24 protein-coding genes are annotated in these 23,914 nt (G+C 72.9%); 8 read left to right on the plus strand and 16 right to left on the minus strand.

All coding sequences use genetic code 11. The features are described from left to right. From C4U44_RS37365 to C4U44_RS37380, 4 genes are all read right to left on the minus strand, one after another. A partial coding sequence (locus C4U44_RS37365) for a biotin carboxylase N-terminal domain-containing protein (protein WP_322973729.1) occupies positions 1-323 on the minus strand: 323 nt, incomplete at its 3' end. A gap of 8 nt (positions 324-331) precedes the next feature. Further along, entirely contained in the window at positions 332-589 is a 258-nt protein-coding gene (locus C4U44_RS37370) for an acyl-CoA carboxylase epsilon subunit (protein WP_103890573.1), read from the minus strand. Continuing rightward, complete coding sequence (locus C4U44_RS37375; protein WP_103890574.1) at positions 586-2,163, minus strand: acyl-CoA carboxylase subunit beta; 1,578 nt, start codon at positions 2,161-2,163, stop codon at positions 586-588. The genes C4U44_RS37370 and C4U44_RS37375 overlap by 4 nt, the downstream gene beginning before the upstream one ends. A gap of 68 nt (positions 2,164-2,231) precedes the next feature. Then, complete coding sequence (locus tag C4U44_RS37380; protein WP_235032633.1) at positions 2,232-3,230, minus strand: MBL fold metallo-hydrolase; 999 nt, start codon at positions 3,228-3,230, stop codon at positions 2,232-2,234. Positions 3,231-3,449: 219 nt separating this feature from the next. On the opposite strand from C4U44_RS37380, the gene C4U44_RS37385 reads away from it, so the two are divergent. Next, positions 3,450-4,181, plus strand: a complete 732-nt coding sequence (locus C4U44_RS37385) for an SDR family oxidoreductase (RefSeq protein WP_103890575.1) — start codon at positions 3,450-3,452, stop codon at positions 4,179-4,181. 121 nt (positions 4,182-4,302) lie between these two features. Here C4U44_RS37385 and metF read toward each other — a convergent pair whose 3' ends face one another. Both metF and C4U44_RS37395 read right to left on the minus strand, forming a co-directional pair. Then, a complete protein-coding gene (gene metF, locus C4U44_RS37390) occupies positions 4,303-5,280 on the minus strand; it encodes a methylenetetrahydrofolate reductase [NAD(P)H] (RefSeq protein ID WP_103890576.1) in 978 nt (325 codons plus the stop codon). After that, positions 5,277-6,260 (minus strand): carbohydrate kinase family protein, encoded by a 984-nt coding sequence (locus C4U44_RS37395; protein ID WP_103890577.1) that lies wholly within the window; start codon positions 6,258-6,260, stop codon positions 5,277-5,279. Before C4U44_RS37395 ends, metF begins: the two co-directional genes overlap by 4 nt. A 281-nt stretch (positions 6,261-6,541) precedes the next feature. Here C4U44_RS37395 and C4U44_RS37400 point away from each other — a divergent pair, with 281 nt between their 5' ends. Further along, positions 6,542-7,576 (plus strand): methyltransferase, encoded by a 1,035-nt coding sequence (locus C4U44_RS37400; RefSeq protein ID WP_103890578.1) that lies wholly within the window; start codon positions 6,542-6,544, stop codon positions 7,574-7,576. Between the two features lie 63 nt (positions 7,577-7,639). Here C4U44_RS37400 and C4U44_RS37405 read toward each other — a convergent pair whose 3' ends face one another. The 8 genes from C4U44_RS37405 to C4U44_RS37440 are packed head-to-tail and all read right to left on the minus strand — an operon-like array spanning position 7,640 to position 15,013. Continuing rightward, positions 7,640-8,449: an aromatase/cyclase gene (locus C4U44_RS37405; RefSeq protein WP_103890579.1), complete on the minus strand. Its 810-nt coding sequence runs from the start codon at positions 8,447-8,449 to the stop codon at positions 7,640-7,642. Beyond that, on the minus strand, positions 8,446-8,889 hold the full coding sequence (locus C4U44_RS37410; protein ID WP_103890580.1) for a PPOX class F420-dependent oxidoreductase: 444 nt from the start codon (positions 8,887-8,889) through the stop codon (positions 8,446-8,448). Before C4U44_RS37410 ends, C4U44_RS37405 begins: the two co-directional genes overlap by 4 nt. Positions 8,890-8,899: 10 nt before the next feature. Further along, positions 8,900-9,916 carry an aldo/keto reductase family protein gene (locus C4U44_RS37415; protein WP_103890581.1) on the minus strand — a complete coding sequence of 339 codons (1,017 nt, stop codon included), beginning with the start codon at positions 9,914-9,916 and terminating at the stop codon, positions 8,900-8,902. A 37-nt stretch (positions 9,917-9,953) separates the two neighbouring features. After that, a complete protein-coding gene (locus tag C4U44_RS37420) occupies positions 9,954-10,991 on the minus strand; it encodes a class I SAM-dependent methyltransferase (RefSeq protein WP_103890582.1) in 1,038 nt (345 codons plus the stop codon). Between the two features lie 3 nt (positions 10,992-10,994). Next, entirely contained in the window at positions 10,995-11,441 is a 447-nt protein-coding gene (locus tag C4U44_RS37425; protein ID WP_103890583.1) for a PPOX class F420-dependent oxidoreductase, read from the minus strand. 60 nt (positions 11,442-11,501) lie between these two features. Next, positions 11,502-13,187 carry an FAD-dependent oxidoreductase gene (locus C4U44_RS37430; protein WP_103890584.1) on the minus strand — a complete coding sequence of 562 codons (1,686 nt, stop codon included), beginning with the start codon at positions 13,185-13,187 and terminating at the stop codon, positions 11,502-11,504. Further along, positions 13,180-14,148 (minus strand): aromatase/cyclase, encoded by a 969-nt coding sequence (locus C4U44_RS37435; RefSeq protein WP_103890585.1) that lies wholly within the window; start codon positions 14,146-14,148, stop codon positions 13,180-13,182. The genes C4U44_RS37430 and C4U44_RS37435 overlap by 8 nt, the downstream gene beginning before the upstream one ends. A 49-nt stretch (positions 14,149-14,197) precedes the next feature. Next, on the minus strand, positions 14,198-15,013 hold the full coding sequence (locus tag C4U44_RS37440) for an SDR family NAD(P)-dependent oxidoreductase (RefSeq protein ID WP_103890586.1): 816 nt from the start codon (positions 15,011-15,013) through the stop codon (positions 14,198-14,200). A 180-nt stretch (positions 15,014-15,193) separates the two neighbouring features. Here C4U44_RS37440 and C4U44_RS37445 point away from each other — a divergent pair, with 180 nt between their 5' ends. From C4U44_RS37445 to C4U44_RS43370, 5 genes are all read left to right on the plus strand, one after another. Beyond that, positions 15,194-15,646 carry a nuclear transport factor 2 family protein gene (locus C4U44_RS37445; RefSeq protein WP_103890587.1) on the plus strand — a complete coding sequence of 151 codons (453 nt, stop codon included), beginning with the start codon at positions 15,194-15,196 and terminating at the stop codon, positions 15,644-15,646. Between the two features lie 43 nt (positions 15,647-15,689). After that, positions 15,690-17,660 carry an AMP-binding protein gene (locus C4U44_RS37450; protein ID WP_103890588.1) on the plus strand — a complete coding sequence of 657 codons (1,971 nt, stop codon included), beginning with the start codon at positions 15,690-15,692 and terminating at the stop codon, positions 17,658-17,660. 81 nt (positions 17,661-17,741) lie between these two features. Continuing rightward, a complete protein-coding gene (locus C4U44_RS37455; RefSeq protein WP_103890589.1) occupies positions 17,742-18,785 on the plus strand; it encodes a methyltransferase in 1,044 nt (347 codons plus the stop codon). A 263-nt stretch (positions 18,786-19,048) separates the two neighbouring features. Next, positions 19,049-20,074, plus strand: a complete 1,026-nt coding sequence (locus C4U44_RS37460; RefSeq protein ID WP_103890590.1) for an acyltransferase domain-containing protein — start codon at positions 19,049-19,051, stop codon at positions 20,072-20,074. A gap of 376 nt (positions 20,075-20,450) precedes the next feature. Continuing rightward, positions 20,451-21,074, plus strand: a complete 624-nt coding sequence (locus C4U44_RS43370; RefSeq protein ID WP_200823544.1) for a LuxR C-terminal-related transcriptional regulator — start codon at positions 20,451-20,453, stop codon at positions 21,072-21,074. Positions 21,075-21,170: 96 nt separating this feature from the next. On the opposite strand, the gene C4U44_RS37470 is transcribed toward C4U44_RS43370, so the two are convergent. Together C4U44_RS37470 and C4U44_RS37475 are read right to left on the minus strand one after the other, a co-directional pair. Next, positions 21,171-22,022, minus strand: coding sequence for an ABC transporter permease (locus C4U44_RS37470; RefSeq protein ID WP_103890592.1), 852 nt, complete (start codon positions 22,020-22,022; stop codon positions 21,171-21,173). A 34-nt stretch (positions 22,023-22,056) separates the two neighbouring features. Continuing rightward, positions 22,057-23,061 carry an ATP-binding cassette domain-containing protein gene (locus C4U44_RS37475; protein WP_103890593.1) on the minus strand — a complete coding sequence of 335 codons (1,005 nt, stop codon included), beginning with the start codon at positions 23,059-23,061 and terminating at the stop codon, positions 22,057-22,059. 282 nt (positions 23,062-23,343) lie between these two features. Here C4U44_RS37475 and C4U44_RS37480 point away from each other — a divergent pair, with 282 nt between their 5' ends. Further along, positions 23,344-23,871: a TetR/AcrR family transcriptional regulator gene (locus C4U44_RS37480; RefSeq protein ID WP_407642945.1), complete on the plus strand. Its 528-nt coding sequence runs from the start codon at positions 23,344-23,346 to the stop codon at positions 23,869-23,871. Positions 23,872-23,914: the final 43 nt, after the last annotated feature.

Here is a 23,914-nt window from a genome sequence, read left to right on the forward strand (position 1 = left end):
GCGGCCGGTGGGGGGCCGATCCAGGTGAGGTCGGCGTCGAGGACGGCTTGGGCGAATTCGGCGTTCTCGGAGAGGAAGCCGTAGCCGGGGTGGATGGCGTCGGCGCCGGATTCCTTGGCGGCTGCCAGGACTTTGCCGATGTCGAGGTAGCTGGTGGCGGGGGTGTCACCTCCGAGTGCGTATGCCTCGTCGGCCACGCGGACGTGGACCGCGTCGCGGTCGGGGTCGGCGTAGATCGCGACACTGCCGATACCGGCATCCCTACACGCACGAGCGACACGGACCGCGATTTCACCGCGGTTGGCGATGAGCACCTTGCGCAGCGGCATCGTCAACTCCTCCCCGACGGCGCGAGGGTGGGGTGCGCGGGGCGCGGGGAGGCGCTCCACGCCACGAAGGGGACGGCGCGGGACTCCTCCACCCGCGGCCAGGCGGCGGGCGCCGGGCCCGTCGCGCCGGCGGGGCCGCCGGGACCGTCCAGCGCCAGGAGCAGGACGGCGGCGACCGCCGCGAGTTCGTCGGGGGACGGAACGCCCCGGTGGACGGCCAGCTCGGGCCCGGCCGCTGCGGCCGTGGTCAGGGCGCTCACTGGGGCTGGTTCCCGTGCTTGCGGCTGGGCAGCACCACGTACTTGCCGCGCAGCATGGCCAGGGCGTCGATGACGCGGGCGCGGGTCTCGGCCGGGTCGATCACGTCGTCGACCAGCCCGCGTTCGGCCGCGTAGTAGGGGTGCATGAGTTGCTCCCGGTATTCCTTGAGGTACTGGCGGCGGGCGAGTTCGGGATCGGCGGCGGCGGTGATCTGCCGGCGGAAGACCACGTCGGCGGCGCCCTCCGCGCCCATCACGGCGATCTCGTTGATCGGCCAGGCGAAGGACACGTCCGAACCGATGGAGCGCGAGTCCATGACGATGTAGGCCCCTCCGTACGCTTTGCGGAGGACGACCTGGACCCGTGGCACCGTGGCGTTGCAGTAGGCGTAGAGCAGCTTGGCCCCGTGGCGGATGATGCCGCCGTGCTCCTGGTCGACGCCGGGCAGGAAGCCGGGCACGTCCACCAGGGTCACCAGCGGGATGTTGAACGCGTCGCACATCTGCACGAAGCGCGCGGCCTTCTCGCTGCTCTTGATGTCCATGACGCCGGCCAGCGAGGACGGCTGGTTGGCGACGATGCCGACCACGTGGCCGTCCATCCGGGCCAGCGCGCACACGACGTTGGTGGCCCAGCGGGCGTGGATCTCGAAACAGTCCCCGTGGTCGACGATCTCCTCGATCACCCGCAGCACGTCGTACGGGCGGTTCGGCTCGGCCGGCACCAGGTCCACCAGGGCGTCGGTGCGCCGGTCCGCGGGGTCGTCGGCGGGCTCGGAGGGCGGCAGTTCGCGGTTGTTGGACGGCAGCATCGACAGCAGGTGCCGGACGTCGCCCAGGCACTCGGCCTCGTCGTCGTAGGCGAAGGAGGCGACGCCCGACAGGGACGCGTGCGCGGTGGCCCCGCCCAGCCCGTCGTGGGAGATGGTCTCCCCGGTGACCGCCTTCACCACCTCGGGGCCGGTGATGAACATCTGCGAGCTGCCCTGCACCATGAACACGAAGTCGGTGAGCGCCGGCGAGTAGGCGGCGCCGCCCGCGCAGGGGCCCATGATCACGCTGATCTGCGGGATCACCCCGGAGTTGCGGACGTTGCGCTGGAAGATCCCGCCGTAGCCGGCGAGCGCGCTCACCCCCTCCTGGATGCGCGCGCCGGCGCCGTCGCACAGGCCGACCAGCGGGGCGCCCGCCGTCGCGGCCATGTCCATGATCTTGTGGATCTTCTCCGCGTGCGCCTCGCCCAGCGAGCCGCCGAAGATCCGGAAGTCGTGCGCGTACGCGAAGACGGTACGGCCCTGCACCCGGCCCCAGCAGGTGACGACCCCGTCGGTGTGGGGGCGCCGGTCCTCGAGGCCGAACCCGGTGGCCCGGTGCCGCCGCAACCCCTCGACCTCGGTGAAGGCACCGTCGTCGAACAGCAGCGCCAGCCGCTCGCGGGCGGTGAGCTTCCCCTTGGACCGCTGGGCCTCGGTGGCCCGTTCGCTCGGCCCCTGTTCGACGGCGGCGCGGATCTCCCGGAGTTCCGCGACCCGGCTGTGCACGGCGTGCGGCGGGTTCTCCTCCACGACGGTCATGACTGCCCCTTCTGTCGGTCGGCGCGGCCAGCTTGGACGGCGCGCGTCGAAGGCGGTTCGAGGAACGCTCAGGCGTGGCAGACGGGCAGCCCGCCGTGGAACTGCACCATGTCGCGGAACGCGCCCATCTCGTCGATCCGTTCGCCGAGCGGCCCGCCCCGCTGCTCGGCGAAGGACCGTACGAGGTTGGCCACCAGGCGCTCGGAGTCCAGCAGGTCGGCCCACTCGCCGAGGTCCGCCCGGCGGGCCGCCTCAAGAGGCGAGCGGCCGATGGTCAGCGCCTCCTCGGCCAGCCGCTGGACCCAGTGCAGGTAGCGGGCGCAGGTGTCGAACACCTCGGGGCCGCAGACCGGTCCGTGCCCGGGAACGACGACCTCGGGCCGCAGCGCGAGCAGCGAGCGGATGGTGCGCAGCGAGCCCTCGACCGAGCCCATCAGGCAGAAGGGCGTGACCCCGTTCATCGCGATGTCGCCGGTGAACAGCACCCGTTGCCGGGGCAGCCACACCACGGTGTCGCCCAGGGTGTGGGCCGGGCCGGGATGGATCAGCTCGACCGGCCCGTCCGCGCGGTGGATCGTCATCCGGTCGCTGTAGGTGACCTGCGGCAGGGTCACCTCGACCGGGCCCCACTCGACGTCCGGCCACAACTGCTGCAACCCGAGGCCGGACTCGGCCATGTCGGTGCGGGCGGTGTCGTGCGCCACGAACAGCGCGTCGCGGGCGAACAGGCAGTTGCCGAAGGTGTGGTCGCCGTGCTGGTGGGTGTTGACCACCAGCATCCGCGAGTCGCCCCGCAGCCGGTCGGCCTCCTCCCGCAGCCGGCCGGCGCGGCCGATGGTGGCCGCGGTGTCGACGACGACGGTCACGTCCTCGCCCGGCAGCACGCCGGCGTTGCTGAGGCACCAGCTCCCGTCGGGCTGGACGAAGGCGTGCACGCCCGGGGCGACCTCCTCCACCCCGAGCGCGTCGAGACCGATCGGCGAGGGGGGCGTGGGCGGGTCGGGCGGCCCCGACGGGCCGGGCGGGCCGGTCGGCTCCGGGTGTGTGGACGACGTGGTGATGCTCAACCTTGTCCCTCCTCCATCTGGCGGCCCCGGGCGCCTGCGGGCGGCCCGGGCCGTCCAGCGTCGGACAGGACCCTAGAAACCGGTTAGCAAAGCCGTCTTGGCCCGGCAGGGTCACCGCCCGGGCGGCCCCCGGATGCGCGATCGGGCTTCGAGCGGTTCGTGACGAGGGGCTGCCAGCCTGCCGGAACCATTGGCAGGACAGGAGGGAGAAGGCTGCTCATGAACCCGAAAGCAGTGGTGACGGGCGGGACCCGGGGCGTCGGGCTGGCGGTCGCGCGCAGGCTGTGCGCGGAGGGCACCGACGTGCTGCTGGTGCACGCGCACGACTCCGCGACCGCGCGGGACGCGGTCGCCTCGCTGTCCGGGCTGCCGGGGACCGCGGCGGCCCTGCGGGCGGACCTGCGCGCACCCGGCGGCGCCGTGCGTGTCCTGGACGAGGTACGGGCCCGCTGGGGGGTGCTCGACGTCTTCGTGCACGCCGCGGCGGACTTTCACCCCGCGGCGACCCTCGACGTCTCCTTGCGGTCGGCGCGCGACGACCTGTCGCTGGCCGTGTCGCCGCTGCTGGGCGCGGCCGCCTCGCTGGCCGACCTGATGAAGGGCCGGCCCGGCCGGATCGTGGCGGTGAGCAGCGCCGGTGCCCGGCAGGCCGTGCGCGGCTACCTGACCCAGGGCGTGGCCAAGGCGGCGCTGGAGAGCCTGGTGCGGTACCTGGCCGTCGAGTTCGCGCCGCTGGGCATCACCGTGAACGCGGTCTCCCCCTCGAAGATCGCCACGGCCTCCGGGCCGGTCGGCCCCGAGGCGGCGCTGGCCGCCCGGACGCCCGCGGGGCGGCTCACCACCGCCGAGGACGTGGCGGGTGCGGTGATGCTGCTCTGCCACCCCGACGCCGGCTGGGTGCACGGCCAGGTGCTGACCGTGGACGGCGGCCTCTCGCTGGTCGCCGGCTGACCCCCGGCCCGGCCGCGCGCACCGGCCCGCCCCGCCCCGGTCGACGGGGTACGGGGCGGGCCGGCGCCGCATGCCCGCCGCCCCGTACCCCGCCGCCAAGCCCGGGGCACGGGATCGGGCCTCACTCCGCGGCGGCGGCCGCCGCTCGGAGCGTCCGGACGTGAACGGGCCCGGTCGGCATGGCAGTTGCGGTGGAGACGGCGGTCGCGGCGGGGAGGGCGGGCGGGTCCGGCACGACGTTCCGGTGGATCCGCGTCACCACCTCCGCCTGGTTGAGCGTGATGTAGTGCAGGCCGGGCGCCCCCTCGGCGAGCAGCCGCTCGGCCATCGCGCTCGCGTGGTCCACGCCGATCCGTCGGCCGGCCGCCGGATCGCCGCCGGCCGCGAGCAGCCGCTCGGCCAGCAGGGGCGGGAAGGACGCGCCGGACAGCGCCGCGAAGCGGCTGATCTGCTGGTGGTCGGTGGCCGGCATGATCTCCGGGATGATCGGGATGTCGCAGCCCGAAGCCGCCACCCGGTCGCGCAGCCGCAGGTAGTGCTCCACCCGGAAGAACATCTGGGTGATGGCGTAGTCGGCCCCGGCCCGGCACTTGGCGACGAAATGGCGGACCTCGGACTCCCAGTCCGGCGAGCGGGGGTGCCGCTCGGGGAAGGCCGCCACCCCGACCCGGAAGCCGCCCAGCGAGCGGACCAGGTCGACCAACTGGTGCGCGTACGTCAGCCCCCGCGGGTGCGGCGTCCACGGCCCGGCGGGGTCGCCCGGCGGGTCGCCGCGCAGCGCCAGCACGTCGCGGACGCCCGCGTCGGCGTACTGCCCGATCACGGACCGCAGTTCGGCCAGCGAGTGGCCGACCGCGGTCAGGTGCGCGACGGGGCGGAGCGTGGTCTCGGTGGTGATGCGCCGGATCAGCTCGACGGTGCGGTCCCGCGAGGAGCCGCCGGCGCCGTAGGTGATCGACACGAAGTCCGGCCGTACGGCCTCGATCCGGCGCAGGGCACTCCACAGCCGGCGCTCCCCCTCGGCGGTGCGCGGCGGGAAGAACTCGAAGGAGAAGGTCCGGTCCCGGCCGGTGCCGGCCGCCGGGGGCGCGGGGGTCACAGCGCTCCCGCCAGGACCGGCTCGATCGCGCCGGCGGCGGCGCGGCCGTAGGCGCTCTCGATCAGCGCGCAGAGCGCCGCGGGGACCGGCTTGTAGTCCTGCGGGCCGACCGACTCCAGCGCCAGCGTGGCCAGCGCGCAGCCGAGCTGGGCGGCCCGCTCCCGGGGCAGTTCCCGGGCGACGCCGGCGAGGAAGCCGGCCCGGAAGGCGTCCCCGACCCCGGTCGGGTCGGCCGGCGCCTGCGAGGGCACCGCGGGCACGTCGAGCACCGGGCCGCCCGCGCCGTGCAGCCGCACGCCGTCCGCGCCGCGGGTGACGATCCAGGTGCCCACCCGCCGCAGCACCTCCTCCTCCGACCAGCCGGTCCGCTCCTGGAGCAGCGCGGCCTCGTAGGCGTTGGTGAACAGCCAGCGGGCGCCGTCGACCAGCAGCCGGGCCTGCTCGGTGTCGAGCCGGGCCAGCTGCTGGGAGGGGTCGGCGGCGACCGGCACGCCGAGCGCGTGGGCGGCGGCGGTGTGCCGCACCATGGCCTGCGGGTCGTCGGCGCCGACCAGCACCAGGTCGAGCCCGCCCGCGGCGCGCCGCACCTCCGCGAGGTCGACGTACCGGGCCTCGGCCATCGCCCCGGCGTAGAAGGAGGCGATCTGGTTCTGCGCGGTGTCCGTGGTGCACAGGAAGCGGGCGGTGTGCAGGGACTCGCTCACCCGCACCGCGGAGGTGTCCACGCCCTCCTCCCGCAGCATCCGGTCGTACTCCGCGAAGTCCGCGCCGACCGCGCCCACCAGCACCGGGCGCAGCCCCAACCGGGCCAGTCCCAGGCAGATGTTGGCGGCGACGCCGCCGCGGCGGACCTCCAGCCGGTCCACCAGGAAGGAGAGCGAGACGTGCGCCAGGCTGTCGCCGAGCAGCAGGTCGGTGAAGCGGCCGGGGAATTGCATCAGATGATCGGTGGCGATCGAGCCGGCGACGGCGATGCGCACGACGGTTCCCCTTTCCTCGGGGGGTTCGTGGGGCTCATGGGGGTGGCACGAGGGTCAGGAGCGCGCGCCTCGCGGGACACGCGCCCGCTCCGGGCCACCGGACGGCCGCTCCGCCGCGCCGCGGCCCGGCCGACCGGCGCACCGTAGCGGCGGCGGATCGCGCCGGGTTCGCGACCGGGTCCAGGGCCCCACGCACGCTCCGCGCCGTCTCGACGGCGGCTGGAAGACGCCCCGCGACCATGGGCCGTCATCCGATTCCCGGAGGAACGCGAGGAGAGACCATGGCCATCGGCGCCACCAGCTCCGCACCGCCCGTCGACGCGCAGGCGCTCACCCGGCTCAGCTCGTCGTACGCCCAAGCCCGCATCCTGCACAGCGCCGTGGAGGTCGGGCTGTTCGAGCTCCTGAGCCAGGGACCGCTGAACGTGGACGAGATCCGCACCCGGCTGGACCTCCACCCACGCCTCCTGCGGGACTTCCTGGACGCCGTGGCCGCGCTCGGGCTGATCCGCAAGGAGGGCGCGCAGTACGCCATCGACCCGGAGGCGGCCCGCTTCCTCGTCCCGGGCGGCGGCCCGGTGTACCTGGGCGCCCGGATCCGGACGGCGGCCCAGCGGCACTACCACACCTGGGGCCGGCTGACCGATGCCCTGCGCGGCGGCGAGCCGCAGGCCGGGGTCGGCGGCGACGCCTTCGCCACGCTGTACAGCAACCCCGAGGCGACCCGGAACTTCCTGATCCACATGGACGCCAACAACGGCATGGTCGGGCCGCAACTCGCCGAGGCCGTCGACTGGTCGGCGTACCAGAGCTTCGTCGACGTCGGCGGGGCCCGCGGCAACGTGGCCTCGCACCTGGTGCGCAAGCACCCGCACCTGGCCGGCGGGGTCTTCGAACTCCCGGCGGTCCGCCCGTTCTTCGAGGAGTACATGGCGGAACTGGGCCTGACCGGGAAGGTGGTCTTCCACGGTGGCGACTTCTTCACCGCGCCGATGCCGGCTGCGGACGTCCTGGTCTTCGGGCACGTGCTGCACGACTGGTCCGAGAGCGACCGGCAGCAGCTGCTCAACCGCGCCTACGCCGCACTGCCGCCCGGCGGCGCGGTGGTCGTCTACGACCAGATGCTCGACGAGCAGGCCCCGGACCTGCGCAGCCTGATCGGCAGCCTGAACGTGGGGCTGATCACCACCGGTGGCTCGGAGTACACCGTGCCCGAGTGCCGGGTGTGGGTGGAGAAGGCGGGTTTCGCCTTCGCGTCCGCCACCCGGCTGGAGAGCGGCAACGACACGGTCGTCGTCGGCGTCAAGCAGCGCTGAACACACCTCGGCCCCGGAACCGTCCACCGGTTCCGGGGCCGAGGTGTGTGCGGGTTGCGGCGGTCAGCCCGCCGCGGCGGGCTCGCCGAGGGCGGCCAGCCGGTCCAGCCAGTCGCGGGACTCGGCGTCCAGCCGCCGGGACGCCTCGACGCCCTCCCCGCCGGCCTGCGGCGCGAGCGTCACGCTCCGGGACAGCCGGACCGTCACGCCGCCGTCCTCCTGGAGGAACTCGAAGGCGCCGGTGGAGGAATGCAGCCCCGGGGCGAGCCCTGCGTGCTGCTTGAAGACCAGCCGTCCCTCCTCCGGACGGACCCGGGCGTAGCTCTCGTCGTCGCCGACCAGCGCGGTGGCCGATGCGACCACCTCGCCGGCCGGTGCGGCCACCCGCACGTGCCGCACGCTGTCGGTGGTCGCGGCACGCAGCGCGTCGATCCGCCCGGCCAGCGCGGCGATGCCGGCGAGCTGCTTCGGCACGTTCGCGTCGAGCATCCCGGCCGCCTTGGCGGCGGCGGCCTCGGGGGCGCCGCCGACCAGGTCGAAGCGGTGCGCGACCGTGATCAGGGTGCCGCCGTCGGCGGTCTCCTCGAAGCGCCACTCGCCGCGCATGAAGCTCAGCGGCGCCTTGGGCGTCTCGTGCTGGAACGCGATGACCAGCTTCTCGGTGTCCCGGGTGCGGAACAGCCGCCAGCCGCGCACCGAGCCGTTGTCGATCACCCACCGCTCCACCAGGTCGCGTTCGGGGCTCTCGGTCCGCACGATCCAGGCGTGCAGGTGGGTGGGGAAGTACTGCGGCGCCTGCACCACGTCGGCGACCAGGTCGAACAGCAGCCGGGCGGGGGCCCGCGCCGTGACGGTGTGGACCAGTTCGTTCATCGGGCTTCCTCCTGTACTCGGGGGAGTTGCGGGGACACGTCGCGGGCGCGCGGGCCGGCCTGCCAGTTCTCCTCGATGCCCCAGGAGACGATCCGGACCGGGGTGATGCGGATCATCTCCTCCGCCACGCGGTCGTTGAAGGCCGCCCGGCCGCCCTCGGTCAGCGCCTCGGCGCTGCCGCGGATCTCCAGGCCCCGGGGGGCCGCCGGGTCGTCCGGGTCGATGTCGTCCACCACGATCGCGACCAGCGGGTGCCGCCGGACGTCCCGGTACTTGCGGCTCCGGCCGAGGTTGATGCCGCCGACGTCGATGGTGCCCAGCTCGGCGTTGTAGTGCAGACCCACCGGGACGACGTGCGGATCGCCGTGCGGGCCGACCGTGGCCAGCCGCCCGAACGGCTGGCCGGTGAGGTAGGCGATCTCCTTGTCGGTGAAGGTCACGGCGTCCCCCTCACAGCCGCGCGGCGGGACCGAGCGGATCGACGGTCAGCGACACGTCGGCGCGCACCACCGGCGCGACGGCGGCCTCCACGCGCCGCAGCAGCTCCGCGTCGAGCTCGACGTCGACCGCGGCGACGTTCTCCAGCAGCTGGGCCGGCCGGGACGCGCCCATCACGGTCGCGCTCACGCCGGGCGTCGCCAGCACCCAGGCGATCGCCAGCTGGGCCGGCGTCAACCCGGCCTCGGCCGCCAGCGGCCCGAGTTCGGCCACCGCCGTCAGCACCTTCTCGTTGAGGTAGTCCCAGCGGCCGATCGACTTCGCGCCCATCGGTCCCGACCCGGCCCGGCTGCCCTCGGGCAGCGCCGCGCCGGGCTTGTACTTGCCGGTGAGGACGCCGCCGGCCAGCGGCATCCACACGATCTGGCCGACCCCGCACTCCTGGCTGGTCGGCAGCACTGCGGTCTCGATGACCCGCCACAGCAGCGAGTACTGCGACTGGTTGGCGACGAAGGGGACCGACAGGTCGCGGGCGATCCGCGCGGCCTCGCGGATGACGTCGGCCGGCCACTCGGACACGCCGATGTAGTGCGCCTTGCCCGCCTTCACGATGTCCGCGAAGGCCGCGACGGTCTCCTCCACCGGGGTCTGCGGGTCGTAGCGGTGCGCCTGGTAGAGGTCGACGTGGTCGGTGCCGAGGCGGCGCAGCGAGGCGTCGATGGACTCGGCGATGTGCTTGCGCGACAGCCGCCCCGCATTGGGGTCGTCCTTGCGCATCCACCGGCCCACCTTGCTGCAGAGGACCAGCTGCTCGCGCCGCACCCCGGCCAGCGCGCGGCCGAGGATCTCCTCCGCCTCGCCCTCGGCGTACAGGTCGGCGGTGTCGAAGGTGGTGATGCCGCTGTCGAGTGCGGCGCGCACGCAGTCCCGTGCGAGGGACTCGTCGATCTGGTCCCCGTGGGTGATGGCGTTGCCGTAGATGATCCGGCTCACCACGAGGCCGCTCTCGCCGACCTGGGCGTACTTCATGTCAAGGTCCCTTCCTCCGCGTTCAGCGGACGGGTCATCAGGAGGTGGGGCGGATTTCGGCGGCGACGACCTGGACCGGCAGCCGGTCCACCCGGCGGGCCCCGGTCTCCACCAGACCGGCGTCGGACAGCATCCGGCGGGTGTCCGCGAGGGAGTACGCCTCGCCGCCGGGCGTGGAGACCAGCATCAGCAGCGACAGCATGTGCGCGGCGTGCTCGTCGGCGGGGGCGCCGCCGTCCACGCTGAAGCCGGCGGTCACCAGGCGGCCGCCGGGGGCCAGCACGCCGGCGAGCCGGCGCAGCAGCGCGGTGCCCGGCCCGGGGCCGAACATGGGCAGCATGTTCGCCACGACCACCAGGTCGTAGGGACCGCCGAGCGGCGTGGAGAAGAGGTCGCCCTCGATCCAGGAGGTGCGGTCGGTCAGACCCGCCCGCTCGGCGTGCCCGCGGGCCTGTGCCAGCACGCCGGGCCGGTCGAGGCCGGTGAGGGTCGCGCCGGGGTGGGCGCGCAGGACCTCCAGGCCGAACAGGGCATGGCCGCAGCCGGCGTCGAGGACGCGGAGCGGGCCGCGCTCCGCGGCCCAGGCGCGGGTCTCCTCGACGACCGCCGCTGCGGCGGCCCTGGTCACGAAGGTGCCCTGGGCGGCGAACTCCTCCCAGTAGCCGAACGCCTCCTCGGTGGCGTCCGGGCTCAGGGGCGTGCCGCCCTTGCGCACGGTCGCCGCCAGGTCGCGCATCACCTCCCACTCCCAGTCGCTGACGTTGATCCGCACCGCGTGCCCGGCGAATCCGGGGCGTCCGCTGACCAGGAGGTCCTCCGCGCCGGACGGCAGCGCGAACGCCCCGTCCCGCACCGCGAGCAGCCCGGTGGCGGCCGCCGCGCCCAGGAACACCCGCAGCGCGCGGGCGTCCACGCCCAGCACGCGGGCGAGTTCGGCGGCGTCGCGCGGCCCGCCGGCCAGCGCGTCGAAGACGCCGAGATCCAGGGCGGCCCGCAGCAGGCTGGTCCGCTTGAACGCCTGCAGGGTCTCCAGCAGGCTCTGCCGGGTGACGGCCGGCACCGGCTGCGTCGTCACCGGTCAGCTCCGCTCGAAGATGAAGCCGTAGGCGCGCTCGACCTTCAGGCGCAGCACGAGCCGCTGGTCCTTGACCTTGGTCTGGCGGAACTCGGTCCAGTCGGGGTGCTCGCCCTGCGTGGAGCGGTACATCTCCACCAGCTCGTCGACCACCGCGTCGTGGGGGTCGGCGGCCACCTCGGAGACCGTGGCCGTCCCGTCGAACACCCCGTAGGCGAACATGTCCTCGGTGGTGACGTGGAAGGTGGCCCGGCCGTCACGCCGCACGTTGCGGGTCTTGGCCCGGTCGTCGGTGGTGGCGATGCGGATGGTCTCGGTGGCCGGGTCGTAGCTGTACCCGACGTTGGACAGCTGCGGGCGGCCGTCCCGCCGGAGGGTGACCAGCACCCCCCGGCCGCCGCTGCGTTCGGCGAGCAGCTTCTTGTAGGCGTCTTCCTTGCTCTGGCTCACGCTTCTGCCTTTCGTGTCGGCTTGCCTGCCGCGTCCTTCACGGCCGGTCAGGTCGGTCGGTCAGTGCGCTCCGGGAATCTCCGCGGGCCGGTTGCCGGCCGCCGCGAGGCCGATCCGGCCCAGCAGCCGGATCAGCTCCTCGCTCCGGCGCAGCGGGCCCTTGGCCGCGAGATATCCGTCCGGGCGGATGAGCGCGTAGTCGCCCGGAGCCAGGCCGAGGTCGGCGCGCACGGTGCCGCCCGCGTCCAGCAGCGGGCGGGGGCCGGTCTGGCCGAAGTCGAGGTCGCACAGCGCGCGTACGGACAGGGCGCCGTACGTGCGGTCGAGGCGTTCGGGGAGCTCGCCGGCCACCCGGGCGGCGTCGGCGGGCAGCAGCAGGGTCCAGCGCGGGTCGGCGAGTTCCTCGCACAGCGCGCGCCAGCCCGCATGGTCGCGGTGGGCCTGCTCGGTGCACCCGACCCGCTGTCCGGGCAGGGGGCCGCGGACCTGTCCGGTGCCGGCGGCCGGAGGAGGCGGGTTGATCGGGCTGGTGGGGTACTCGACGTTCAGGCCGCAGAAGCCGCGGATCATCTTCCGCTCCAGCTTCCGCTTCAGCGGGCCCACCAGCCGCATGACGCCCATGCCGACCGGCAGCAGGATCGGGCCGAGCACGTTGCGCAGCGACACCAGGGCGGTGGCCAGCCGGGTCGAGCCGAGCAGCCGCTCGCCGATCGGCACCCGCTCGGCGCTGTAGCTGTCCAGCAGCCGGTACTCGGCGAAGCCGCGGACCACGTCGGCGAGCTTCCAGGAGAGGTTGTAGGCGTCCTGGATACCGGCGTTCATGCCCTGGCCGGAGGCGGGACTGTGCACGTGCGCGGCGTCGCCGGCCACGAAGCAGCGGCCCACCCGCATGCTGGTGATCATGCGCTGCTGCACGGTGAACACCGAGATCCAGGTGGGTTCGCCCACCGTGACCCGGTGGCCGACCGCAGCGGAGATCTTCGACTCCAGCCGGGTCCTGACCACTTCGGGCCGGTCCGCGTCGCCGATGTCCTGGGTGTCGATGACCCGCCACTTGCCGTCCTGCGGGAAGGGCACCATCAGCAAGGTGCCCTTGCCGGTGTGGAGCAGGTGGTTGCTGTCGGGCGGAAGGCCGAGGTCGGCCACCACCACGTCGGCGTTGAGCCAGGTCTCGGTGGCGTCACCGAGCAGCTGCAGCCCCAGGCTCTTGCGGACGGTGCTGTGCGCGCCGTCGGTGCCCACCAGCCACGGCACGGAGAGCAGCTCGGTGCTGCCCCCGGGACCCGACAGGCGCACGTCCACCCGGTCCTCGTGCGGGGTGAACTCCTCCAGGCCGACGCCCCATTCGACCTCGACCCCGAGCCGGGCCAGCCGCTCGCGCAGCACCCGCTCGGTGACCACCTGGTCGACCATGAGGCTGAACGGGAAGCGGGTGGGCAGCGCGGAGTAGTTGGTGTCGAACCGGATCAGGGTGCGGCCGCGCATGTGCAGGCTGAAGTGCTCCACCTTGCGGCCGAGCGGCATCAGGTCCCGCAGCACGCCCATCTGCTCCAGGATCTCCATGGTGCGGGCGTGCACGGCCAGCGCCCGGCTGGTGGTCGCCGGGCCGGCGGCCCGGTCCACCACCCGCACGGGCACGCCGCGGCGGGCCAGTTCGTGGGCGGCGACCAGGCCGACCGGCCCGGCCCCTGCGACCAGGACCGCGGGCGCGGACGGCTTCGTCGCGCCCGCCCGGACCTCACCCATGCCGGGCCTCCGCGAACGACTTGGCCAGGGCCAGCGTGGCGGCGCTGTTGCCGCCGACCGCGCGGCGGATGAACTCCCGGGCCGACGCGCGGGTCCCCTCGGGACCGAGCACGGAGGTGATGTTCCGGTCGTTGACCCGCACGCGGTGCCAGGACGTGGCGCGGACCCCCTCGGGGGTCGCCTCGACGGTCCACAGGCCGACGTGCGTGGTCATCAACGGCGGCGTGACGAGCTGCTTGTAGGCGATCCGGTGCTGGTCGGGGAAGCAGATGCGCACCGACTCCGTGGTGTGCTCGGACCCGTCCTTGGTGACGGTGTCCATGACCATCCACTGCTCGTTCTCGACGCTCTCGCGCACCCGCATCCGGGACACGTGCGGCAGCCGCTCCGGCCAGGCCTCGACCTCGTGCAGGAAGCGGTAGACGGTCTCGACGTCGGAGTCGACCAGGGTCGAGTCCTCGAAGTCGAAGACGAGTTCGGCCTCGCTGCCGAGCTGCTCGGCCAGCGCCTTGATGTTGGCCAGCTCGGTCCTGCTGTTGCTGTCGGTCGCCTTCTCGATCCACTCCAGGCCGGCCGGGTCGTCGCCGACGGCCGTGTACTCGTGCACCAGCGTCAGCCGCGAGGAGCCGGGGGTGGCGCCGGGCTCGACGATCCACTCGCCGCTCATCGACGCGACGGGCGGTGAGGACACCTCCTGGGCGAACCGGATACGGCGCCGTTCGGCGTCCAGTTCCCGCCAGGACGTCCAGCTCTTGGCCTCGCCGTTGGCGGTGGCCCAGATCCGCAGCCGCTCGCGGCCGCTGACGGCGGTGGACTCCGGGCCCTCCAGCCGGTCGACGTGGATGGTGGGGGCGAAGCGGGCCGGCCAGGCCGGGGTGTCGGCGACGATCCCGTAGACGGCCTCGGCGGGGGCGTCGATGTCGATGTGGTGGGTGGTGTGCTGGATTCCGGTACGCAGCATTGCTCCGCCTTTCTTTCGGTCGGCAGGGGCCGGCCCCGCCCGGGGGCGATCAGTAGATGCCGAGGCCGCCGCACACGTTGAGGGCCTGGGCGGTGATGGAGGCGGCGGTGTCGGTGACCAGGTAGTCGACGAGGCCCGCCACCTCCTCCGGCGTGGAGTAGCGGCCCATCGGGATCTTCGCCTCGAACTCGGTCAGCACGTCGGCCGTGCTGATGCCCCGCGTCGCGGCGTAGGACTCGCGGACCCGCACCGCCATCGGGGTCTCGACGTAGCCGGGGCACACCGCGTTGACGGTGATGCCGGAGGTGGCGAGTTCCTTGGCGAGCGCCTTGGTGAAGGCGATCACGCCGCCCTTGGCCGCGGAGTAGGGCGCACCGAACGGGACGCCCTGCTTGCCGCCGGTGGAGGCGATGGTGATGATGCGGCCGTCGCCGCACGTCTCCAGGCCGCCGGCCGCGAGCACCTCGCGGGTGACCTTGAAGACGCTGGTGAGGTTGGTGTCGATCACGTCGTCCCACAGGTCGTCGGCGATCTGCGAGGTGCGGCCGCCGCCGTTGCGCCCGGCGTTGTTCACCAGCACGGTGATGGGGCCGTAGCGCTCGACCGCCGCGCGCACCAGTGCCCGCACCGACTCGGTGGAGCGCACGTCGCACGCGCCGCCGTCGACCTCGAAGCCGAGGCCGCGCAGTTCCTTGACGGTCGACGACACGTTCTCCGCGGTCCGCGCGCACAGGTACACCGGGATGCCGCGGCGCACCAGCCGGTCCACCACGGAACGGCCGATGCCGCTGGTCCCGCCGGTGACCAGGGCGACCCGGGGCGCGCCCTGGGCGCCTTCCGGGCCGGGGGAAGCTGCGTGGGTCATCTCGTTCTCCTCGATCGGGTGCCCGGCAGCCTCGCGGACCGGACTAGAGGCTGGACCGAGGACGGTTGGAGGGCACGGCGGCCGGTGGACGGCCGGGCGAGGAGATCTCCAGCGGTTCTCGAATCGCGGCTGCCAGCCTCTGCTGCACGCCACCTCGCCGTCACCGGAAGGGATTCCGCCATGTCCTTGCACGCCCCGCCCGCGGACAGCGCCCAGGACACCGCGCTGTACCAGGAAGTCCAGCGGTTCTACGCCCACCAGATGCGCAGCCTCGACGAAGGCGACGTCGACTCCTGGGTCGCGACCTTCACCGAGGACGGCGTGTTCAGCGCCAACGCCCACCCCGAGCCGCAGGAGGGCCGGGAGGCGATCCGCGAGGGCGCCACCGCGGCCACCCGCAAGCTGGCCGAGGCGAAGATCCGCCGCCGGCACTGGCTCGGGATGCTGGACGTGGCGGCGAACCCCGACGGCACCGTCCGCGCCGTCACCTACGCCCAGATCATCGCCACCCCGCTCGGCGGCACCGCCCAGCTCGAACTGAGCTGCACCTGCGAGGACCTGCTCGTGCGCGAGGGCGGCCGGCTGCTCGTCCGGCACCGCCAGGTGTACCGCGACGACCTCGCGCGGTCGTGACGGCCGCAGTGTCCCGCACCGCCCCTCAGGAGGGAGCACCGCCATGGTGAACCCGGCACCGACCGCCACCCCGGGCCCCCGCCCGGAGTCCTACGCGGCAGGTGTCCCGCTGGACACGCTCGGCGACCTGATCGGCGGGCCGCGGATCGACGACCTGCTGCACCGGGCCGCCGCGGCGGCGCCCGACCGCGTCGCGGTCCGCGACGGCGCGAGCACCACCACATACCGGGAGTTGGAGGCACTGGCCGACCGGTACGCCGCGGGGCTGGCGGAGTTGACCGGCGGCCCGGGGGGTGCGGTGGCGATCGCCACCGCGCTCGACCGGTGGTTCCCGCCGGCGTTCTTCGGCATCGCCCGCTGCGGCGGCGTACCGGCGCTGTTCAACCCGCTGCTGCGGGAGAACGGCCTCGCGCACGTGCTGAGCGCCTGTTCCGCGCGCGTGGCGGTGATCCCGCCCGGCCTGTACGAGCGGCTCGCCTCGATCCGGGGCCGGCTGCCCGAGCTGCGCCACGTGGTGCTGACCCACCGCGACCCGTCGGTGGCCGGCGTGCCGTCCGACGTGCCCACCCTCGACGAACTGGGCGAGCGCGCCGCGGGCGCCCCGCCGGCCGCGCCGGGGGACGGCGCGGCGGACCCGCCGGGGGACGTCCCGGATCAGGTGGCCTGCATCCAGTTCACCAGCGGCACCACCGGCTCGGCCAAGACGGTCCTGCTCAGCCACCGCAACCTGCTGGTGAACGCGGCGCAGTCGGCGCGTGCGCACGGCCTGGACTCCTCGTCCGTGGTCTTCGACTACCTGCCGACGTTCCACCTGATGCACCTGACCATCACCGTCGCCGTGGGCGGCACGCTCGTGCTGTGCACCCAGCAGGACCCGGCGGACGCGATGGACACCGCCAACCGGCTGCGCGCCACGCACTTCTACAGCCTGCCGGTACGCCTGGCACGGCTGGCGGTGCACCCGCGGCTGCCGGAACTGGAGTGCCCGTCCCTGCGGGCGGTGCTCTCCGGCGGCTCGACGCTGCCGCCCGCCGCGGCCACCGCGCTGCACCAGCACTTCGGGGCGCCGGCGGTGCAGGGCTACGGACTGCAGGAGACCTCCCCCTCCACGCATTTCGACAGCCTGACCGCCCCCCGCTCCCGCTCGTCCGGCCCGCCGGTCGCGGGCACCGAGTGCCGGATCGTGCACGTGGACACCGGCGCGGTGCAGCCGGTGGGCGACAAGGGCGGGATCCAGGTCCGCGGGCCCCAGTTGATGAAGGGGTACCTCGGCCGGGACCTCGCGCTGGACACCGATGCCGATGGCTGGTTCTCCACCGGCGACATCGGGGTGATGGACGAGGACGGCTTCCTGTTCGTGGTCGACCGGGTCAAGGACGTCTTCAAGCGCGACAACTGGCTGGTCTCGCCCACGGAGATCGAGCGGGTCCTGCTGCGCCACCCGGCCGTCGCCGACTGCGCCGTCGTGGACCACCCGCACGAGTTCAGCGGGGCCGTGGCCCGCGGGTTCGTCGTCCTCGCCGACCACGCTCCGGCCGGTGCCGAGGCCGTCGTCGCCGAGGTCAACGCAGAACTGCCCTACTACGAGCACATCGAGCTCGTCGAGGTGACCGACCGTATCCCGCGCTCGCCCACCGGCAAGATCCTCCGCCAGGAGCTCCGCGCGCGTCCGGTCGCCGCCGAACAGCCCACCCCCCGTCAGGAGATGAGGTCCGCCATGCACTACTTCGTCAACCGCTTCACGGTCACCGGCGACGCCGAGGAGTTCGAGCGGCTGCTCGGCAAGATCACCGACTACATGGCGGGCCAGCCCGGCTTCCGCTCCTACAAGCTCTACCGCTCGGTGCAGGACCGCAACGTCTACGTCGAGACGGCGGAGTGGGACGACGCCGCCGCGCACCAGAAGGCCGTCAGCGGCGACGGGTTCCGCGGCCCGGTGATGGAGATCATGAAGCTCGCCAAGGCCGAGGCGGGGCCCTACACCCTCGTCACCGAGCACAACGGCCGTCCGTAACCGCCCCGCGGGTCCGCCCGCGCCCTGCCGCGCGGGCGGACCGCGTCCGCGTCGACCTTCCACGATGGGATGGGACAAGCGATGACCGAGGCACAACAGGCGACCACGACCGTACCCGGACCGGTGCTGCGGCTGCGGGAGTTCGCCCACAGCGCCGCCTGCGCGGCGTCCGTCCGCGCGGCCGCCCTGCTCGGGCTGCCGGAGGCCCTGGGCGACGAGCCCGCCTCGCCGGCCGACCTGGCCGCGGCCGTGGGCGCCGACCCGGACGCCACGGCCCGGCTGCTGCGCTCGCTGGCGGTCCACGGTGTCTTCACCGAGGACGCCGACGGCAACTACGCGCACACCCCGGAGTCCCGGCTGCTGCGCGAGGACGCCCCGCACAGCATCAAGTACAACGTCCTGTGGGCCACCGAGCCGTGGACCTGGGAGCTGCTGCAGCACCTGGACGAGGGGGTCCGCACCGGCAAGGCCGTCTTCCCCTCGCTGCACGGCGGTGAGGAGTTCTTCAGCCACCTGCACTCGCACACCCCGCGCTCGGCCGAGGTGTTCGACAAGGCGATGACGCAGTCCAGCCACCTGTCGGCGCGGGCCATCGCGGAGCGCCTGGACCTGAGCGGGGCCGGCACCGTCGCCGACATCGCCGGCGGCCAGGGGCTGGTGCTCGCGACCCTGCTGGAGAAGCACGCCGGCCTGCACGGCACCCTGCTCGACCTGCCGAACGTGGTGGCCAACCCGGACCCGCGGCTCGCGGCCGGCGGCGCGTTCGCCTCCCGCACCCGGCTGCTGCCGGGCGACTGCCTCCAGGGGATACCCGTCGAGGCCGACGTCTACATCTTCAAGAACATCCTGGAGTGGGACGACGAGAGCACCGTGACCGCCCTGCGCAACGCGGTGGCCGCCGGCCGTCCCGGCGCCCGGGTGATCGTGATCGAGAACCTGGTCGACGGCAGCCCCGAGATGAAGTTCACCACCGCGATGGACCTGCTCCTGCTGCTGAACGTCGGCGGCAAGAAGCACACCCGCAAGGGACTGGCCGCCCTCATGGAGAAGGCCGGCCTGCGGGTGGACCGGATCAGCGCGGTCAACTCCTACCTGCACATGTTCGAAGCGGTCATCCCCGGCTGAGCAGCCGGGCCGGCGCCGGGAGACGCCGGCCGGTCACGGGGTGACGACGTCCCCGGACCGGCCGGTCACCCCGCCGCGGGCCGCACCGATCCGCCGCCCCGGCCACCCGGCCACGGGCGGTCCGGCCCCCGACCACCCGACCCGGTACCCGACGCACCTCACCGCCGACGCGAGTCCCGCGTGCGGGCGGTGAGGTACGCGCGTGTCCGGGCCCGTCCGCCTCGGGCGGCGCGTTCCCGGGGCTCACCCTCCATGGAGGACCCATGTCCACAGCCCGTACCGCCGGCCTCCCGGCGCCGTCCCGCCCACCAGGCGAGGGGTTGCCGATCGCCCTGCTGCTGCCGGGCCAGGGCGCCCAGCAGCCGGGCATGGCGACCGGCCTGTACCAGCGGGAGCCCGTCTTCACCGCGTCGATGGACGCGTTCTTCGAGCTGATGGGGCGGGAGGGCACCGAGCTGCGGCAGGACTGGCTGGCCGAGCACCCCCGGGTCCCGCTCGACGACGCCTCGCGGGCGCAGCCATTGCTCTTCGCCGTCGGGTACGCGCTGGGCCGCTCGCTGCTGGAACGCGGCGTGCGGCCGGCCGTGATGCTCGGCCACAGCGTCGGCGAACTCGCCGCCGCGGCGCTGGCGGGCGTCTTCGACCTCGCCGCCGCGGCCCGGCTGATGTCGGCCAGGTCGGCGGCCATGGCGGCGACCGCGCCCGGCGGCATGCTCGCGGTCGCGGCCCGCCCCGAGGACCTCGCGCACCTGGTCGCCGGCCGGTCCGGCGGCGGCCGGCAGACGATCGCGGTCGGCGCGGTCAACGCGCCGGCCCAGACGGTGCTCAGCGGTCTGGAGCCCCACCTGTCCGAGGTGGCCGCCGAACTCGCCGGCGCCGGGGTGACCGCGCGCCGGGTGCCGGCCCTCCAGGCCTTCCACACCCCGGCCATCGCCGGGGCCGCCGACGCCTTCCGGCGCGCCTTCGACACGGTGCCGCTGCACGCGCCGTCCATCCCGGTCCGCTCCACCCGCACCGGGCGGCTGGTGACGCCCGCTCAGGCGGTCGACGGCGCCTTCTGGGCCGAGCAGCTCGCCGAGCCGGTGCTGTTCTGGCCGGCGCTCGACAGTCTGCTGCGGCAGGGCGACTTTCTGCTCATGGAAGCGGGTCCGGGGCAGAGCCTTTCCATGCTCGCACGAAGGCATCCTCATATCCGTGCCCGGCGCAGCCGCGTGCTGCCGCTGCTGCCGGCCCGGGCCGGGGACGATCTTGGTACGTTCCTGGCCGCGGTGTCGCACGTCCATCCGTGAGCCGCCCGCAGGGGCCGCGGTTTGCCCGCCGATCGCCGGTACGAATTTTACCGGTAGGCACCATTCTCTTGAATCCACCGGGATCCTTCGACCCGAAATGTCCACCGGGGGCCCACAGGTGACCGAGATGTGCAGAGATACGGAAGACGGGCAACTGGTTGATGCTGCATAGTGGAGCGTCGGGTAGTGTGGGACTCTGTTTTGCATCATCCGAGCGCGCCTGCACCGCGATTAGCGTCTACAGAATTGTCGTCAGTCGAGTAAATGTCCCAGGGACGCTACTCGAAGCTTTACAGGTGAACCGGAACGCTCTAGCGTGACCTCATTACGCTTCGGGGGATGATGCATGTCATCAGGGCAGACAAGGATACTTCTCGTGGACCACGAGACACTGCTCCGCGAGTCTCTCTGCGCCAGATTAGACGCAGAACGGGACATCACCGTGGTCGGCTGCGTCGGCAGCAGTGACAAGGCCATCGAGATCATCAACCAGAGCAACCCGCAGGTCGTCATCCTGGACGCCGACCGTCCCGAGGGAGTGATGGAGAGCTTCCTGCGCCTGCGGGAGGCCGCCGCCGACGCCCGCTTCCTGGTCCTGAGTTCCCATGAGCATCCTGCGCTCCTGCAAAAACTCCTGACCCTCGGAATCAACGGCTATCTGATGAAGAGCGTGACCGTCATGGAACTCATCACCGCAATTCGCGCGGTGGTGGAGCGTGACGGACGTGTGGTGCTCTCGGTGGCCAGAACGAGCATCGAGATGCTGGGACATCCGGCCGACGGCGCGGGTCTTTCCCGGCGCGAGCGTGAGATCATGCAGCGAATCGCCGAAGGTCTGAGCAACGGGCAGATAGCGCGCCGGCTATCCATCTCCGAGGGCACGGTGAAGCGCCACGTTCACCGCATCTTCGTGAAACTCGGAGCAGTTTCCCGTATCGACGCGGTCAACAAGTACTCGGTCGCGTCGGCGCGTCTGAACGTGCAGGAGCCCGCTTCGTGAGAAACGCCGGGCGACCGGCATCCCGCCCGGCAGCCGGTTCGGACCCCCCGCCTGGAAGCGGGGGGTCCGAACCGGTCTGTCGGGTGGCTCAGGTGCTCACTTGCTGGTGCGGGTGCGGTAGAGCCGTACGGCCAGCGGGGCGAAGATCACGATCATGCCGACCGAGTAGCAGATGGTCGCCACCACCGGGTGCTGGAGCGGCCAGGCGTCCACCGTGTGGGCCGGGTTCGGGTTGCCGAACAACTGCCGCAGCGCCGCGGCCAGCGCGCTGAGCGGGTTCCAGTTCGCCACGTTCCGGAGCCAGGCGGGCATCCCGCTGGTGGGCACGAAGGCACTGGAGACGAAGGTCAGACCGAGCATCATCAGCACGCCGAACTGCTGCACGCCCTCCGCGCTGCGGAAGACCATGCCGAGGCAGGACATCGCCCAGTTGAGTGCGTAGGCGAAGAGCAGGATCAGGCCGAAGGCGGCGGCCGCGTGCCCGAAGTCGGTGTGCACCCGCCAGCCGATGGCCAGGCCGGTGGCGGCGAGCACCACCACCGCGATGATGGTGGTCAGCAGGTCCGCGATGCTCTGGCCGGCCAGCACGCCGGCCCGCGACATCGGCAGCGACCTGAACCGGTCGATGATGCCGTTGGCCATGTCGGTGTTGACCGCGGCCGCGGTGCCGGTCGAGGCGGAGGCCATCGTCATCGCGAACATGCCGGGCACGAGGTAGTCGTGGTAACTCACGCCGTTGGGAAGGGCGATGGCGCCGCCCACCACGTAGGCGAAGAGCAGCGTGAACACCACGGGGGTGAGCGTGACGTCGATCAGCGACTCGGGTTCGCTGAGTGTCCGCACCAGGTTGCGGCGGGTGAGGACGACGGTGTCGCTGACCATCTGGCTGATCCGGTGCAGCGACCCGGGGGCGTTGTCGAGGCCGGGAGCGGCCGCGTACGTGGTCATCTCGTGTCTCCCAAGCTGAGGTGGGGTGCGAGGGTCAGTGCGCGAGTGCGGCGTCGTCGGCGTTCTTCTCGGCGTCGTCGGAGCCGGTCTTCTGGCCGGTGAGCGCGAGGAAGACGTCGTCGAGCGACGGGCGTCGGATCGAGCAGTCGTCCAGGGCGATGCCGACCTCGGTCATCGCCTGCACGACCTCCGTCGCCAGCCGCGGGCGCGGGGCCACGGAGACCTCCACGTGACGCGTCTCGGAGTCGATGGTGGCGGTGCCGGCGCCGAAGCCGCCCAGCACCATGGCCGCGGTGGCCAGGTCGCTGCCGGGCGAGACGACGACCTCCAACTGGGCGCCGCCGAGCACGGACTTCAGCTCGCGCGGGGTGCCGTCGGCGATCGCCCGGCCGCGGTCGATGACCACGATCCGGTCGGCCAGCTGGTCGGCCTCCTCCAGGTACTGCGTGGTGAGGAAGAGCGTGGTGCCCGAGGCGACCAGGTCGCGGATCACCTCGTACATCACGTTGCGGCTGCGGGGGTCGAGGCCGGTCGTCGGCTCGTCGAGGAAGAGGATGCGGGGGCGGGCGACGAGGCTGGCGGCGAGGTCGAGCCGGCGGCGCATACCGCCGGAGTAGCCCTTCACCGGGCGGTCGGCCGCGTCGACGAGGTCGAACTCGTCGAGCAGTTCGGCTGCCCGCGCCTTGGCCTCGCGGCGGCCGAGGCCGGCCAGCCGGCCGATCATCACGAGGTTGTCCCGGCCGGGCTGGAACTCGTCCAGCGCCGCGTACTGGCCGGTCAGGCCGATCGCCCTGCGCACGGCGGCCGGATCCTTCTCCACGTCGTGCCCGTCGACCAGCACGCGTCCGCCGTCGGGGCGCAGCAGCGTGGCGAGCACGCGGACGGTGGTGGTCTTGCCCGCGCCGTTGGGGCCCAGGACGCCGACGACCGAGCCGGCCGGGACCTGGAACTCCACGCCCTTGAGCGCCTCGTAGTCGCCGAAGCGCTTGACGAGGCCCTCGACACTGATGGCGATGTCACTTCCGGCATTGACGGTCATGGGTTCTCCTTCTCGGGTCAGAGCGGCGAACGACTGCACCGGTGGTTGGACTCCGCAGGACCATCCCTGTATCCGGGATTGCTACCGTTGTCGGTAGCTGGACCTCCCGGCAAGTCTGGCCTAGACACGTCGGCTAGCTTCCGTTTACCGGACTGTAGAGGATTTACTTGCCGATCGTCAAGGAGAGGGATGCGCGGAATGGTCAATCAAACGGCACGAGGCCAGGTCAAGAGGGGTGAGTCGGGTGCGGACTCGGGCCGTACCCGGGATCGTCTGCTGGCGGTGGCGACGGAACTCTTCATCACCCAGGGGTACGGAGGTACCTCGCTGCGTGAGATCGCCGAGCGGCTGGGCATCAGCAAGGCGGCGATCTACTACCACTTCCGGAGCAAGGAGGACATCGCCCGGGTGGTCGTGGAGCAGATCATGGAGGTCAACGGCGGTATCGCCGACCGGCTGACCGTCGCGGGCAAGGACTCCGCGGCGTGGCAGCGCGCGTTCGAGCAGATCATCGAGATCGCGCTCGCCAACCGCCCGCTGTTCCTGGTCTGGGACCGCAACGACGACGCGTTCCACAAGCTGTTCGCCGACGACCCGGTGCTCGGGCCGCAGATCGAGGCGCAGGGCGAGCCGCTGGCGAACCTGTTCGCCGACCCCACCCTGCCGCCGGAGGACCGCATCCGGCTCGGCTGCGCGTTCGGCGCGATGATGGGCCCTCTCGTGATGTTCACGACGTTCTACGAGGACCTCAGCACCGACGTCCTGCGCGACCAGATCCGTACGACGGTCTCCGCCCTGCTGGCGCAGTGAGACCGTCTGCGGCCGCACTCGCCCACGGGTGGGCCCCGGCGGC

The sequence above is a fragment of the Actinacidiphila yanglinensis genome (assembly GCF_900107965.1).
GTDB classification, from domain to species: Bacteria; Actinomycetota; Actinomycetes; order Streptomycetales; family Streptomycetaceae; genus Actinacidiphila; species Actinacidiphila yanglinensis.

Excerpts from the sequence above, each read along its gene's own strand:
- C4U44_RS37455 (WP_103890589.1), top strand. The coding sequence starts at position 17,742 with ATGACCGAGGCACAACAGGCGACCACGACCGTACCCGGACCGGTGCTG.
- C4U44_RS37405 (WP_103890579.1), bottom strand. The coding sequence starts at position 8,449 with ATGAACGAACTGGTCCACACCGTCACGGCGCGGGCCCCCGCCCGGCTG.
- C4U44_RS37470 (WP_103890592.1), bottom strand. The coding sequence starts at position 22,022 with ATGACCACGTACGCGGCCGCTCCCGGCCTCGACAACGCCCCCGGGTCG.
- C4U44_RS37460 (WP_103890590.1), top strand. The coding sequence starts at position 19,049 with ATGTCCACAGCCCGTACCGCCGGCCTCCCGGCGCCGTCCCGCCCACCA.
- C4U44_RS37445 (WP_103890587.1), top strand. The coding sequence starts at position 15,194 with ATGTCCTTGCACGCCCCGCCCGCGGACAGCGCCCAGGACACCGCGCTG.
- C4U44_RS37375 (WP_103890574.1), bottom strand. The coding sequence starts at position 2,163 with ATGACCGTCGTGGAGGAGAACCCGCCGCACGCCGTGCACAGCCGGGTC.
- C4U44_RS37450 (WP_103890588.1), top strand. The coding sequence starts at position 15,690 with ATGGTGAACCCGGCACCGACCGCCACCCCGGGCCCCCGCCCGGAGTCC.
- C4U44_RS37440 (WP_103890586.1), bottom strand. The coding sequence starts at position 15,013 with ATGACCCACGCAGCTTCCCCCGGCCCGGAAGGCGCCCAGGGCGCGCCC.
- C4U44_RS37415 (WP_103890581.1), bottom strand. The coding sequence starts at position 9,916 with ATGAAGTACGCCCAGGTCGGCGAGAGCGGCCTCGTGGTGAGCCGGATC.
- C4U44_RS37385 (WP_103890575.1), top strand. The coding sequence starts at position 3,450 with ATGAACCCGAAAGCAGTGGTGACGGGCGGGACCCGGGGCGTCGGGCTG.
- C4U44_RS37475 (WP_103890593.1), bottom strand. The coding sequence starts at position 23,061 with ATGACCGTCAATGCCGGAAGTGACATCGCCATCAGTGTCGAGGGCCTC.
- C4U44_RS37400 (WP_103890578.1), top strand. The coding sequence starts at position 6,542 with ATGGCCATCGGCGCCACCAGCTCCGCACCGCCCGTCGACGCGCAGGCG.
- C4U44_RS37430 (WP_103890584.1), bottom strand. The coding sequence starts at position 13,187 with ATGGGTGAGGTCCGGGCGGGCGCGACGAAGCCGTCCGCGCCCGCGGTC.
- C4U44_RS37435 (WP_103890585.1), bottom strand. The coding sequence starts at position 14,148 with ATGCTGCGTACCGGAATCCAGCACACCACCCACCACATCGACATCGAC.